The sequence below is a fragment of the Paenibacillus sp. FA6 genome, from assembly GCF_051550225.1.
Classification (GTDB): domain Bacteria; phylum Bacillota; class Bacilli; order Paenibacillales; family Paenibacillaceae; genus Paenibacillus_AQ.
The window spans coordinates 2,838,678-2,853,371 of the sequence record NZ_CP188820.1 but is presented as its reverse complement, the minus strand read 5'-3'; the positions used below and the strand labels follow the sequence as shown (position 1 = coordinate 2,853,371).

The window sequence follows — 14,694 nt, the reverse complement described above, 5'->3', positions numbered from 1 at the left end:
TAATGGTTTTATTGAAAGCTCCGTTAAGGAGCTTTTTTCAAATATAAGAAAGTATAAGTTTCACTTGAAACAATTTCATAATCGCCGATGCAGCTAAATCGGCGATTATGAAATTGTTTCTTGATACTCTATTACTTATATTTCGGCAGAGACGGATACCGTCCTTGAAAAAGGACGGTATTGCCGTTTCTGCTTGATGAGACTAAGACCATAAAAACTAGTTAATGAGGTGTGCAATATGGGGCTTGTGGGAATAGAATCAACTATTGGGCTGATCGGAGCTATGGATGAAGAGATCAAGTTATTATTAGCAGGAATGGAACAGAGTAAAGAAATAACCAAAGCTGGAGTTCGCTTTGTTAAAGGGATCCTTCATGGGAAGCCTGTCGTTGTATGTAAGTCTGGCGTAGGTAAGGTGAATGCGGCTGTAACTACACAGATATTAATTGATCAGTTCGGAGCATCCAAAGTATTGTTTACCGGTGTTGCTGGAGCGATTCATCCTGATTTAAATATTGGGGATATCGTAATCTCCACAGAATGTATTCAGCATGATATGGATGTAACTGCACTTGGATTTAAAAGAGGTGTCATTCCTTATCAGGAAATATCTACATTTTCCGCGGATGCACAATTAATAGCTCTAGCTGAACAGGCTTGTCACGAAATATCTGTTGGGAAATACATGTTGGGTAAAGTATTATCTGGAGACCAATTTATAGCAAATCGCAATACAGTTGCATGGCTACGTAATGAAATGGATGGGGCGTGTGTTGAGATGGAAGGTGCTGCAGTAGCTCAAGTATGCTACATGAATAATGTAGCATTTGTCATTATACGCTCAATGTCGGATAAAGCGGATGGATCGGCGCATGTGAATTACGCTGATTTTACAATTGCATCTTCGCAACGTTCTCACGCTATTATAGAGCAAATGCTTTTTCGATTATGATTAGGATCAGTCCTTTTATCATTAATACATAAAACGTGATTGAAATCGGATGCGATCGAATTGTTCCTTTGAAGAGAGAGGGACATCCTTCCCCATGCGTACCATAAGGCAATTGGCAGGATGAGAACATATCTCGGGATCATCTGTTGCATACCACTCCATATGAACGACTTTCATTAGTTTCTCCATCATTTTTCGATAGCCCCACACATCTAGACCACTTCCCTTTAAGTCCCAATGCCAATAGTATTCTGTTGTGAATACAATATACCGCTCCATTTGATCTTCCTCAAAGGCAATCTCAATCATCTTTTTGCCAAGTCCTAATGAACGGTAGTCATCGGCTACTTCAATAGCGCCAAGCTCGATTAGATCTATCATGTGTTGTTGAGACCAACGTTCTTGCTCATCGGGGAAATGGAAAGTAACATATCCAACAATAGTAAGCCCATCGCGGGTAATGATGATACGCCCCTCTGGCAGATCAGCAATTTCAATTAGGGCCTGGTGCTGTTCCTTAGGCTGACGAAAGGCATCAAGATCAGGATGAAGAGTTAATTGCTTAACGTATTCACCTGATACAGGACCCTCGATAACGAGAGGAATATCAGAGTGAGACAAGAAATGGCTTTGATAGCGTTTGTAATGATCCATGCTTGCACCTTCCTTCATTATAATATACAGACACAGGATGAAAATAAATGGCAGAGTTCAGTGACGTATGCTATAATCTTTCTGACACAAGTTAGTCACAGGTTATTTGTGATTGGGATACATAGTGCTATTTATATTATGCCATATAGTTCTTGATTAAGATATCTGGACTGCGATAAATGACGATTGTTGTAAGCGTTATCTTCAAGTGTGGATTTAATTGAATGGAGGGCTTAAATCGAATGGAAATCAAACATAATGAAATACTACCAAGTGTGAACCCAGTGTCAAATATGGGTGATTATGAGCAAGCTCGGAACGATTTTAATTGGGAAGAAATTGAACGTCACTTCACGTGGTATGAAACAGGGAAATGTAATATGGCCTATGAAGCTATCGATCGACATGTAAGTGAAGGGCGTGGCGATAAAGTCGCACTCTTGTATAGTGACTCACATCGAGAAGAATCATATACTTATAAACAATTAAGCGATCAATCGAATCAATTCGGGAATGTCCTTCGAAAGTATGGAGTTGGAAAAGGGGACCGAGTCTTCATATTTATGCCCCGTAGTCCGGAATTATATATTTGTTTGCTTGGCATAATTAAGATCGGTGCTGTGGTGGGTCCTCTATTTGAGGCATTTATGGAGACCGCGATTAAAGAAAGACTTGAAGATAGTGGAGCGGTGGCTTTGATAACGACTTCTGGACTTTTGGGAAGAGTATCAAGGGCGGAACTTCCTGAATTACAACATGTTATTATTGTTGATGAGGTTGCGGATCAAGATGATTCTGTGATTAGTTATAAAGAAGAGATGAGCTCAGCATCTATGGAGCTAGAGCTACAGTGGCTGAACCGCGAAGATGGACTCATTATGCATTATACTTCAGGATCTACTGGAAAACCGAAGGGCGTATATCATGTTCAGAATGCTATGATCCAACATTATTATTCAGCACAAGTTGTACTTGATTTACGTGAGGATGATATTTATTGGTGTACGGCTGATCCTGGTTGGGTAACGGGTACGGCATATGGTATTTTTGCTCCATGGCTGTCTGGAGTTACAAGTGTTGTTCGCGGTGGAAGATTCAGTCCGCAGGATTGGTACGCTACGATAGATAAATATAAAGTAACGGTCTGGTACAGTGCGCCAACCGCTTTCCGGATGCTTATGGGCGCAGGAGAAGACATTATATCGAATTATGAACTCAGTAGTTTACGGCATGTCCTTTCGGTTGGGGAACCACTGAACCCTGAAGTAGTTCGCTGGGGATATAAAACGTACGGGCAACGCATTCATGATACCTGGTGGATGACGGAAACGGGAGGACAGATGATTTGTAATTATCCAGGAATGGCAATTAAGCCGGGATCTATGGGTCGCCCTCTACCTGGAATTGAAGCTACCATTAAAGATGACCAGGGTAATACAGTGCCACCATACACTATGGGGAATCTAGCTATTAAGGCACCATGGCCAGCGATGATGAGCACGATATGGAATAATCCAACGAAATACGAAGAATATTTCCATGTGCCTGGATGGTATATTTCAGGTGATTCTGCTTATATGGATGATGAGGGATATTTCTGGTTCCAAGGTAGAATTGATGATGTCATTAATTCGTCAGGAGAACGTATTGGACCCTTTGAAGTAGAAAGTAAATTGTTGGAGCATCCTGCTGTACTAGAAGCAGGAGTTATTGGGAAGCCAGATGCGATCCGAGGAGAGATCATTAAAGCATTCATTTCACTTCGGGAAGGATATGTTGAAACTCCTGAGTTGAAAGAAGAAATTTATCGATTCGTTAAAGAAGGGCTATCTGCCCACGCAGCACCTAGGGAAATAGAGTTTAAAGAGAAGTTGCCTAAGACACGCTCTGGTAAAATCATGCGTCGTGTGCTGAAAGCATGGGAGCTTCAACTTCCGACTGGAGATCTTTCTACGATTGAGGATTAGTTATCATATATAATGAAGGAAAAATTAGAGATTATCCCAAAGTCATCTTTATGGCTATTGGGATAATCTCTTTTTTATGATAGTGTACATGATATCTAAAAAAAGCTTATATTTATCCTGAAAAATTTTAACTTTGTGGTAAACTGTATAAAATAACTTTCCTACGTTATCGAATCAAGGAGGAATCGCACCATGAGAATGATTCGGGTATTGCTGGCCGATGATGAGCCGGTCATCTTACGCGGACTAAAGAAGCTTCTTTCTTGGGAGGAGCTTGGCTTGATGATTGTAGGCGAAGCCAATGATGGTAATGAGTTGAAACAACTGATCGCTGAATGTCAGCCTGATCTTGTTATTAGTGATATTAGCATGCCAGGCTGTAGCGGGATTGATATTATTCGTGATATACATCAATCTAAGCTTCCGATCAAAGTTATATTTATTAGTGCGTATCAGGAATTCTCTTACGCCAAGCAAGCACTACAGTACGGAGCGCTTGACTACGTGGTTAAGCCAGTCATTAAAAGCCAACTGGAGCAGGTACTCAGTAGGGCAGTATCTCAAATACGACAGGAATCCGAAGGTGAACGAAACAAAGAGATGCTAGAACTTTACGAGAAAAAGGATCGTATAGTAACCATTGAAGAACTGTTAGATCGCTTGACTGATGGCGATAAGGGAACGGCAGTTGTACTGACGAATATGGGCGTTCTCGTAGTTAGTTCTTATGTAAGTATTTGCATGTTGGAGATAGATGAGGATACTGAACTCTCACTTCGGTGGGAAGAACGTGAGCGTAAGCTCGTTGAATTCGCACTTCATAATATCATTAAGGAAACAATGGATGATATTCGCAGTGGATTTGTATTTCGAAAAGGTGAGCGCTTCGGTATCCTGCTACAACATGATTGCCTTAGTGAGTCTGCCAAGCTTGCGGAAGATCTTCATTCCAAAATCAATAGCTACCTAAAATTGAATGTGTCCATCGGGATCGGAAGTGCAGTGGATGATATTTCCTCTGCAGACAAGTCATACAGAGAAGCTGTTAAAGCGCTCGGGAGAAAATACTTTATTGGTGTGAATCGCGTCATTACACATGAGACTTTCAGGGATGAAGGGGAAGCACAGTTATCAACGCTAGCTGAGCTTCAGGCAGAACTAGTCGTAACACTCACTTCTCAGAATGAAGGTCGGGTATCTGTAATGATACAGCAGATTCTACAAAGCATCAGGATGTTCGCAGGTAGTAGTAAAAACTTAGCTGTATCCAGTGTATGCAATACCATTATGATGCTTGAGCAGGAGTTGCTTGATTTCGGAATAAAGGTGAATGAGTCTAATCAGGAGCTCTATTCTATTCTTGAAAGCTTGATCGATTATGCAACGTTCGATAAGGTTGGAGAAGAGTTTGAGAAGATCGTGGACAGAATGTACCAGCAGTTAGCTAGCCGTATGGGCAATAAAGAAGTAGCACAGCTATCACAGGTCAAGAAGTACATTGAAGAGAACTACGCGAGCAACATTACATTGGAGTCTATGGCTGCACTTGTATTTATGAATTCATATTATTTCAGTAGTTTTTTTAAGAAACATACAGGCCAGAATTTCAAGCATTACGTCACAGAGGTGCGAATGAAACATGCACTTCAGCTACTTCAACAAAACGATCTAATGGTATATGAGATTGCGGAACGCGTTGGATACAATAATGCGCGGCATTTCAGCGATATGTTCAAGAAGAAATATGGAAAGTTACCACAGGAATATAAACAGTCTGCCAGAAAACAATAAACTGGAAAAGGGGATTCCTTGTCTGATGCATATTGGGGGTCGCAGGTTCAAAAGTATATTCGTTAAGTTTTCCGCATCATTTATATTGGTAGGTTTGATTCCATTGTTTGCTCTCAGTTTATTTTCCGTTCAGACCTTTTCTAGCTATGTGGAACGTTATACGACTAGCAACTTGCAGCAAATGGTACTTTACATGAGTTACAATATAAATTCTGCCTTTAATCAATATAACGAAATCTCTAAACTGATGTATACGGGACGCTATGAAGGATATGTTGAAAGCGCTACAATGAATCAGAGATATAATGTAAATGAATTAGAGCAAATCAATACCATTCCGATTGACGCTTTCTTAAAAACAATTTTATACAGTGATTCCTTTATCCGTAGTGTCTATTTTGTAAGAGAGATGGATGAGAAAATATATTATCAGGAGAAACAAAGCAAGGGTCTTACGCTCGATTTATTACCTTTTAGAGATTGGAAACAAGAGATGAGTACAAGCCCTGCTAAGATGGGAATATTCCCACCTCATCCTGAATTATATTATATGGGTTCCAATAAAAATGTTATTACAATAGGGCGTAATCTGATTGATATCTCTGGTCCACTAACACAGGAGCCCAAAGTTGTGGGTACACTTTTTTTTGATATAGATACCGATATGTTCAATCCGTTTTTTGGAGAGATCGACCTGAATGAGAAGGATGAATTGGTTCTACTTGATGGAAATGATAATGTTTACTTTGGAAATCTGAAGACTCCTCAAGCTGGAACTGGAGTTGAGGGGAAGATGAGTGATGAAATGATTGCCCTAAGCGAGGAGATTCCTTTCCTTAATGGGGCTCTTGTAGTCAAAATTCATAAGGAGCAATTATTTCAGCAACTTTTCACGGCCCGAGCAACCGTGTATATTGCTATTCTTATTTGTTCATTCGTTCTCATTGTCATGGGGGCCTGGTTCTCTCGAAGGTTGGCCGCGCCGATCCGAAATTTAATTAAGCAGATGGCCATTGTGGAGTCTGGTAATTTGGATGTACAGCTGACAGTAGACAGTAATGATGAGATGGGCAGGCTGAGTCACGGTTTCAATAGAATGGTGAATCGTCTACAGGTATACATTAACGAAGCATATATTGCCGAGATTAAACAGAAGCAGACAGAACTTAACGCTTTGAAGAGTCAAATCCGTCCACATTATTTATATAATACCCTTGAAGTGATTAGAATGAATGCGGTAGATAAAGAGGTGGACGAAGTTGCAGATATGATTCTCTCCTTATCCAATCAACTGAAATATGTCATTGATTATGGAGAAGAAAGAGTGAGTATACAAAGTGAACTTGAGCATCTGCATGATTATTTCTATATTATCTCCGTTCGGTTTGACAATAGGTATGAGTTACAAACCGATATTTCTGTAGAAGTAGATCTGAATTGGCCAATTCTAAAGCTTTCCTTACAACCTATCATCGAGAATGCTGTTCAGCACGGACTACGTCTAAGAGGTAAGGGAACGGTAGGATTAACGATAGAAAAGCGGGAGAGGAACATCGCGGTCACTGTGTATGATGACGGGATCGGGATGGATGCTATAACATTGCAGCGCGTAAATGAATCTCTTGATGATCTCAAAGCTCCAAGTAAAAATGTTGGTTTGAAAAATGTTCATGAGCGAATCAAATCGATCTATGGGGAGGAATTTGGATTATCCATTAGCAGTCGCGTGCATATCGGCACTTCAGTACTTCTATTATTTCCCATTCCAGAAGAAGGAATTTAATATTCCTTTTTTTTTGTTCATTTCTTAAATTCACCACATACCATGCTTAAAAAACTTCATTCTAACGTACAAAATTCAATGCTATTCTATTAACAAGGGAAACGCTTTCAGACGATGATGCGCACATCGATAATTAAGTTTCCAGCTTTCATTCAAAAGGGAGGTTCAAATAAAAATGATTAGACAAACTACTTTGAAATTGACCGTACTATTGCTTGTTATTATGACAGTTCTTACGGCTTGCGGTGGGAATAATAAAACCGCCAATACACCAGCACCACAAGAACCTGGCAAGGAACAGACAACGGATGTTGCTAAGGATGTTCCCAAGGATGTAAGCTTCACGGTTGGATATGCTGCGGGTGACCCAGCTACTAAGGTAGCAATCGCCAATACGATTAAGGCATTCACAGCAGCTAACCCTCATATTAAAATTACAGACTTGAGTGAAACTACATCAGCTGCTTATCTAGACTGGCTGAAGACAAAAGATGCCGTTGGAGAATTCCCCGATCTTGTCGAAATGCGGGATACAAAGATATTTGCTGATGCAGGTAAAATTGCAGAGTTTCCTGAAGATTTGAAGAGCTTGTTCAAAGTCCTTCCTGAAGTAGATGGTAAGGTTTGGAATGCACCATTAAGCTCTACTGCACCTCAAGGCATTATCTATAGCAAGAAAGCTTATGCCGATGCTGGTGTTACAGAACTTCCTAAAACGTATGGTGAATTTCTAGCTATTCAGGAAAAACTATTAGCTACAGGTATTTCCCCTATCGTTGTAGGTGGTAAAGATATTTTCCATATGGGCTTCTGGCTTAATAAATTCCTGATTGACGATGTGTATGCTGCTGACCCGGATTGGAACTCTAAGAAAACTGCCAAAACAGTTAGTTTTACTGACGCGAACGTGGTTCAAGCTATGACAGATTATCAAGAGCTTTTCTCAAAATATGTTGACAAGGGTTGGTTAAGTACTGGCGATAACCAAACGGCATCCATTCTAGTTTCCGGCAAGGCGGCACAGTTGTTCTCCGGAACATGGATGTTCACTCAAATTGCCGAAGCTGATCCAAGCTTCGAATTCGGATTCTATGCACTTCCAGATCGTGAAGGCGGAGTGAAGGTACTCGGATTGCCATCGCCTGCTGGATGGTCATTGTCTGCAGAAGCAGCTAAAGATGCTGATAAAACCGAAGCTATTAAATCGTTTATTCGTTTCTTTTTTGAAGCAGAACAATACTCTCCATATTTAGCTAGTGTCAGCGGTGTTCCATCTACAACAGAGAATGTGACCTATGAAGTAAGCGAACAAATGCAAGCTGCACTAGACATTATTGCTGATCCAAATGTTATTAAATCGCTAGCCATTAACAACTGGTGGGGTGAGAATCAAATTCCTCCACAATTCCGCAACTGGTATTACAAATTGATGCAGGATCTTGTTGCGAAAGACGCAGATGTTCTCGAATATATGAAAGCTGCTGATACGGAATATGACAGCGAAGTGATAGTTAACGCACAGTAAGGGGATATCAGACGGAAGAAGGTGCCTCTGCTTGTAGCAGGGGCCCTTCTTATAACAGATGTACTTTGGAAGGAGTGAGAATGATATGGCAGTACCATCTGTAAATATGGATAACATATATGTACCCACAAAGAAAAAGAAAAAGTGGCAGTCCTACGCGCTTCTGTTTATTTTGCCTTCATTAATACTGTATACCCTGTTTGTAATTGTTCCTACCCTGGGTAGTGTGTATTATAGCTTCACATCATGGAACGGCGTAAGTGATGATGTTCGGTTTATCGGGTTTGCAAATTTTGTGGAAATATGGAATAGCCCACGGGTTCATAATGCACTTAAAAATACGATGATTCTAACTGTAAGTTTAGTTATTTTAGAAAATATAGTAGCCATTATGCTTGCAGTCATGGTCGATAAGGTACACTGGTTCCGGAATTTTTTCAGAAGTGTTTTTTATTTCCCAGTACTAATTAGTGGGATTGTGATGGGTTTTGTCTGGACGATTATCTTGAATTATAATTTCGGGGTCATTAATCAAATGCTCGAATCTATAGGGCTTGGATCCTATATAGTGGACTGGCTAGGGAATCCTAAATATGCGATGATTTCGATTATACTGTCAACGGTCTGGAAATCTGCTGGTTATTACATGATTATATATCTAGCGGGGCTGCAAGGTATACCGCAGGAGTTGACAGAAGCGGCTAGCATTGATGGAGCTAATGGCTGGCAACAATTCCGTCATATTACGTTCCCGATGCTTGCGGGTTCTGTAACGGTATGTATGGTTCTATCTATGATCAGCTCGCTGAAGATATTTGATCAGATTGCTGTCATGACAGACGGTGGACCAGGGTTTGAGACAGAGACATTAACTTATATTATTTACAAGGTAGGGATTGGCGAATTGAGACAAGGGTTTGGTACAGCGATGGCACTTGTATTATTCCTGATTATTATGATTATTACTATAATTCAAGTGAAACTCCTACAAAAGAGGGAGGTACAGCTATAATATGACGATCCAAGGACGAAAAAGACTGTTAGATACTCTCCTATTCCTGTTTACGCTAGTTGTTGCTATCATTTTCTTCTTTCCAATTTTCTTCAGTGTGATGTCCGCGTTCAAGACGAACGGTGAAATTATGAAAGATGCGATTGCGCTTCCAACGTCTTTATATTTAGGTAGCTTCAAGTACTTACTGACCGAAACGCAGTTCCCAAGAGCAATATTGAACAGCTTGATCCTAACGGTTATAGCGATTCTCGCTCAAGTGTTAGTCATTCCAATGGCGGGTTATGCGATTGTAAGAAGAAATAACAAATGGACTCGGTTTATTTTCTTGTTCTATTTGGCTGGAATGATGATTCCTTTCCAAGCTTATATGCTTCCACTATTCAAGGAACTGAAAATGTTTGGTATGTACGGTAATCTAGTAGGACCGATCGTCATCTATGTATCCGGTTCGGTAGGGTTCGGATCTCTCTTGTATACGAGCTTCTTGAAAGGTATTCCGATAGAAATTGAAGAAGCAGCAGATATTGATGGGTGCTCTAGATACGGAATTTTCTGGAGAATTGTATTCCCACTGCTTGGACCATGTACAGCAAGTATGGTCGTATTGAACGGACTGGGCATCTGGAATGATTATCTTATGCCGATGCTTGTTCTACCTTCGGGCCGGGCCAAAACGATGGTTGTAGAAATATTCAAGTATATCGGTGAATTCTCTTCCCGTTGGGATATGATCTTTGCCGGAACAACTCTATCCATCATTCCGGTTATGATTGTATTCGTTTTCCTCCAAAAGTATTTCGTGAAAGGTATCGCATCGGGAGCTATTAAAGGCTAATCTCGACTTATGTCAGGGGGTGTCTCTTAAGCCACAATAAATGGCGAAAGGCACCCTCTTTTCCTCACGAATTAAGTGCTCTTCCTGTACTTATGTGGTGTAGTTCCAACGACTCTTTTGAATAGTTGATTGAAATAGGAGGCATTTGGAAATCCTACATTAATGCCTATTTGCTCAACGCTTAGGGTTGAAGTTCCGAGCAACTTACAGGCCTGTTTGATCCGTCTGGCTGTCAGATAATCTACCAGTTTGCCTCCTGTTTCCTGATGAAAGACTCTGGAGACATAAGATTTAGATAGATGAATTTCTTCTGCTAAATGGCCCAGGTTAACCTCTTCATGGTAGTGCTCCTCAATCCAACTCATGATTTTTTCTGAATAACGTAGATTTCTAAGTTCAGGGGTTTGGGATAATGATGAATTTTTAGTGTTAAGACAGTTTAGAAATTGGAGTAGCAGCATTGTAATGTCTTCGGTATCTTCCTCATGGTTATGTCTGTTCGAACGTTCGTGAGATTCTAAAATCCATTCCATAGTTTCAAAGCTCGTGTTCAAGTCATACGTGCAAATTGTATCATTTCCCTGCCATAATGTTGTAAATAAGGCCTTCCTCTTTGTAAAGTTCTGTAGTAGCTTTTCAATAACATGTGGTTCAACATAGAAGATCGTTCGCACAAAGGGGCAATCTGATGAGACGTCTGAATAGATATGGTGAAGTTGATAGGGCTGGAAAAAGAAGAGCATACCTTTACGAATATCGTACATTTGCTGATTGACGACGACGTTACCTGTTCCTGCATGAACGAACATGATTTCACAGCATTGATGCCAGTGATAGTAGCCTTTGTAATGATCGTCGGTGTATATTTTATAATCGAAAATCAAGACCTTCCGATTCTCAAAGATAACAGGCTCAAATAGCTTTTTCATGAATTCCAATACTCCTTCAAGATGACAAAATACAAACATTTTATCATATCCTATCATAACTTTCAGTATAATGTAAGCGTTAATATGAACTTAAAAGGAGATGACTAATAATGTGGAGCGGAGATACTTATCTGCATGAATTATATGAACAGCTTACTCGTGAGCGGGAGGAATTAAGTAGAGATGAACCATCTGAGCATAAGAAATCACGCCTTAAAAAAGATCTTAGGCAGGTTCTGGGAGAGTTCGAAACGACAGACCAATTTACGCCAGTCTTATTGGAGAAAGTGCAGTGTGATGGTTATGTCCGAGAGCGGATCGAGCTGTCTGCAATTCCAGGATTATCGTTCGGAGCCTATGTCCTTATCCCCGATGAGGCGACGGATAATATGCCAGCGGCTATTGCTGTACATGGCCATGGTTATGGCAGTAGACAAATATGCGGATTGCTAGAGGATGGGGAAGATGATACAGGTCAGCCCGATATCTATAATCATTTTGCTGTACAGTTGGTACGCAAAGGAATGGTCGTCATTGCTCCAGATGTAATTGGCTTTGGCGAACGCCGAATGGAGAGTGACCTTGCTGGAGATCCAAAGGCACCAAGCTCATGCTACACGATGTCAAGCCACCTCTTATTACTCGGCAAGACATTGACGGGTCTGAGGGTAACGGAGATGCTGAAGACATTGGATTATTTCAGTCATCGTAGAGAGGTTGATTCGAACCGAATCGGTATTGTGGGATTCTCGGGAGGTTCATTGATTTCTTTCATAACTGCGGCACTTGATGAGCGGATTTCCGCAACGCTGCTAATTGGATTCCCTAATACATTCAAGGATAGCATTATGGCTGTGTCTCACTGTCTGTGCAACTATATGCCCGAAATGCTAAAGTTAGGAGAACTGCCAGAGCTGATCGGTCTGATTGCACCGCGTCATCTATTTCTTGAGTCAGGAAGCGAAGATCCCATATTTCCGGCTGCTGGATTCACCACTGCGGTTAAGGAGCTAGAAGGGATATATGCCTATGAAGGAGCAGCATCCAGATTTCAATATGATTTATTTCAGGGTGTCCATGAAGTGAACGGACATCGTTCGTTCGAATGGTTGAAGGATGTTTTGTAACAAAGGGTTATAGAAAAAGCCTATCCACAGGATTGTACGTGTAGTGCGTATAGAACTGTAGATAGGTTTTTTTTGCGTTCATACCGATAAGGATAACTCTAAAAAAAACGTATAAGCAGCTTTAATAACCGCATTTCAATAAAATAACAGGACTTTATAATTAATAGATAAGAAGATGTTCAGCTAGCTAGAGTTCTGGAACATAAATGGTCATTAAAGGGGAGAGAAAGATGAGAGAGAAATTCAGTTCGGCCAAGGCGTATCCAAAAAGAACGCTAGGCAGTCCATTTAAGGGGATCTTTCAAGAGTTAATTCGAAATAAAGCATTATATTCTATGACCATTCCAGGTGTAGTCCTTCTATTATTATTTAATTATTTTCCGCTATTCGGCCTGTTGGTTGCCTTTAAGAATTTTAATTTTAAAGACGGTATATTTGCAAGTCCGTGGTCACAACCGCTGTTTAATAACTTTGAATATCTCTTTTCCTCAGGCTCCGTATTTCGGGTCACTTTCAATACTTTATATCTAAACTTTCTGTTTATTCTGCTAGGGATCGTGTTCCAGGTAGGTCTTGCGTTAGTGTTTAATGAATTGGCAGGGAAATACTTCAAGAAGATTACGCAATCCATGATGTTTTTACCCCATTTCTTATCTTGGATCGTAGTTGGAGTTATTGCATATAACTTGTTCAGTATCGATACGGGTGTGTTTAATTCTTTGCTAAGTTCGTTGGGGTTTGAAAAGGTCAATTGGTATGCAACCCCTTGGATGTGGCCAATGATCATGGTGGCTTTTCAAATCTGGAAAGCGACCGGATACGGAATGGTTTTATATTTGGCAGCACTATCGGGAGTAGATCCTTCCTATTATGAAGCTGCTAAAATTGACGGTGCGAATAAATGGCAACAAATCAGGTACATCTCCATTCCTTTTCTTACGCCTACGATTATTATCCTGTTCTTGCTTTCCATTGGGAAAATAATGAATGCCGATTTTGGGATGTTCTATTCCATTGTAGGAGATAATGCCGCTCTTTATAGCACAGTAGATGTTATTGATACTTTCATATTCCGTAGCCTGAGAACTAATGGAGATATTGGCATGGCTTCTGCAGCGGGATTCTATCAATCGATCATTTCGTTTGCCGTCATTGTGTTTTGTAACAAGTTAGTTAAGAGATACGACAAGGAGTCGGCGTTATTCTAGAAATCGTGAAAGGGGATCTAAACGTGTTAGATAAAATAGGCAAGAGTGCCATGTACCTGGTCATATTAGCTTTCTCTGCATTTTGTACACTGCCGTTTATTTTAGTCTTAAGCAGTTCATTGACTAGCGAAGATTCAATTATGCAATTCGGTTATAACCTCATCCCGCGTGATTTGGATATATCAGCCTATCGTGTACTTTTTGCAGATATGTCGAGAATACTGAACGGATATAAAATATCGATCATAGTAACGGTTGTTGGAACTGTTCTAAGTCTGTTAATCACTTCATTACTTGCGTATCCCATTTCATTGAAGAGAGTGAGATTCCGAAGACAATTAAATGTCTTCACACTAATCACTATTCTTATTAGCGGTGGGATCGTTCCTTGGTACATTGTTTGTGTACGGTACTTACATCTACAAGACAGCATATGGGCGCTAATTATACCGCTTTTATGTCAAGCATGGAATGTGTTCCTACTAAGGAACTTCTTCCAGAACATACCTGAGGAGATTAGTGAATCCGCGAAAATTGATGGTGCAGGAGAGTATCGGATCTTCTTCCAAATTGTTGCTCCCTTATCCAAGCCAGCACTTGCAACGGTTGGGTTATTCATCTCATTAATGTACTGGAATGATTGGTGGCTTGGTCTAATGTTATTGAATAAAGTCGAGTTGCAGCCGCTGCAATTACTTCTCAGAACGATTCAATCCAATGTTGAGTTTCTTGCTAACTCAGAGATGGGAGCAGAGATCATCCGAATGACTGGTGGTAGAATGCCGGCTGAGGGACTCAAAATGGCGACATGTATTATTACGATTGGACCCATCGTATTTGTATATCCCTTTATTCAAAGGTATTTCATTAAAGGGATTATGATTGGGGCCGTTAAAGGTTGAATACTC

The 14,694-nt window shown here is 40.4% G+C and carries 12 protein-coding genes; 10 read left to right on the top strand and 2 right to left on the bottom strand.

From position 1 onward, the window contains the following. Window positions 1–253: 253 nt before the first annotated feature. Complete coding sequence (locus tag ACP8HI_RS13345) at window positions 254–952, top strand: 5'-methylthioadenosine/adenosylhomocysteine nucleosidase (RefSeq protein WP_438351818.1); 699 nt, start codon at window positions 254–256, stop codon at window positions 950–952. A gap of 21 nt (window positions 953–973) precedes the next feature. On the opposite strand, the gene ACP8HI_RS13340 is transcribed toward ACP8HI_RS13345, so the two are convergent. Then, window positions 974–1,606 (bottom strand): GNAT family N-acetyltransferase, encoded by a 633-nt coding sequence (locus ACP8HI_RS13340; RefSeq protein WP_438351535.1) that lies wholly within the window; start codon window positions 1,604–1,606, stop codon window positions 974–976. 242 nt (window positions 1,607–1,848) lie between these two features. Between ACP8HI_RS13340 and acsA the strand changes: the two genes are divergently transcribed. The 6 genes from acsA (at window position 1,849) to ACP8HI_RS13310 (ending at window position 10,522) form a co-directional block, all read left to right on the top strand. After that, a complete protein-coding gene (gene acsA / locus ACP8HI_RS13335; RefSeq protein WP_438351534.1) occupies window positions 1,849–3,573 on the top strand; it encodes an acetate--CoA ligase in 1,725 nt (574 codons plus the stop codon). A 192-nt stretch (window positions 3,574–3,765) separates the two neighbouring features. Further along, on the top strand, window positions 3,766–5,364 hold the full coding sequence (locus ACP8HI_RS13330) for a response regulator (protein ID WP_438351533.1): 1,599 nt from the start codon (window positions 3,766–3,768) through the stop codon (window positions 5,362–5,364). A 25-nt stretch (window positions 5,365–5,389) separates the two neighbouring features. Next, window positions 5,390–7,147 (top strand): sensor histidine kinase, encoded by a 1,758-nt coding sequence (locus tag ACP8HI_RS13325; RefSeq protein ID WP_438351532.1) that lies wholly within the window; start codon window positions 5,390–5,392, stop codon window positions 7,145–7,147. Between the two features lie 175 nt (window positions 7,148–7,322). Further along, window positions 7,323–8,672 carry an ABC transporter substrate-binding protein gene (locus ACP8HI_RS13320; RefSeq protein ID WP_438351531.1) on the top strand — a complete coding sequence of 450 codons (1,350 nt, stop codon included), beginning with the start codon at window positions 7,323–7,325 and terminating at the stop codon, window positions 8,670–8,672. Between the two features lie 85 nt (window positions 8,673–8,757). Then, window positions 8,758–9,684, top strand: coding sequence for a carbohydrate ABC transporter permease (locus ACP8HI_RS13315; protein WP_438351530.1), 927 nt, complete (start codon window positions 8,758–8,760; stop codon window positions 9,682–9,684). Between the two features lies 1 nt (window position 9,685). Further along, window positions 9,686–10,522: a carbohydrate ABC transporter permease gene (locus ACP8HI_RS13310; RefSeq protein WP_438351529.1), complete on the top strand. Its 837-nt coding sequence runs from the start codon at window positions 9,686–9,688 to the stop codon at window positions 10,520–10,522. A gap of 71 nt (window positions 10,523–10,593) precedes the next feature. On the opposite strand, the gene ACP8HI_RS13305 is transcribed toward ACP8HI_RS13310, so the two are convergent. Then, window positions 10,594–11,451 carry a helix-turn-helix domain-containing protein gene (locus ACP8HI_RS13305; RefSeq protein WP_438351528.1) on the bottom strand — a complete coding sequence of 286 codons (858 nt, stop codon included), beginning with the start codon at window positions 11,449–11,451 and terminating at the stop codon, window positions 10,594–10,596. Window positions 11,452–11,561: 110 nt separating this feature from the next. Between ACP8HI_RS13305 and ACP8HI_RS13300 the strand changes: the two genes are divergently transcribed. From ACP8HI_RS13300 to ACP8HI_RS13290, 3 genes are all read left to right on the top strand, one after another. After that, on the top strand, window positions 11,562–12,578 hold the full coding sequence (locus tag ACP8HI_RS13300) for a dienelactone hydrolase family protein (RefSeq protein WP_438351527.1): 1,017 nt from the start codon (window positions 11,562–11,564) through the stop codon (window positions 12,576–12,578). Window positions 12,579–12,808: 230 nt separating this feature from the next. Beyond that, complete coding sequence (locus ACP8HI_RS13295) at window positions 12,809–13,786, top strand: ABC transporter permease (RefSeq protein ID WP_438351526.1); 978 nt, start codon at window positions 12,809–12,811, stop codon at window positions 13,784–13,786. A gap of 23 nt (window positions 13,787–13,809) precedes the next feature. Next, window positions 13,810–14,688, top strand: coding sequence for a carbohydrate ABC transporter permease (locus ACP8HI_RS13290; protein WP_438351525.1), 879 nt, complete (start codon window positions 13,810–13,812; stop codon window positions 14,686–14,688). Window positions 14,689–14,694 lie beyond the last annotated feature (6 nt).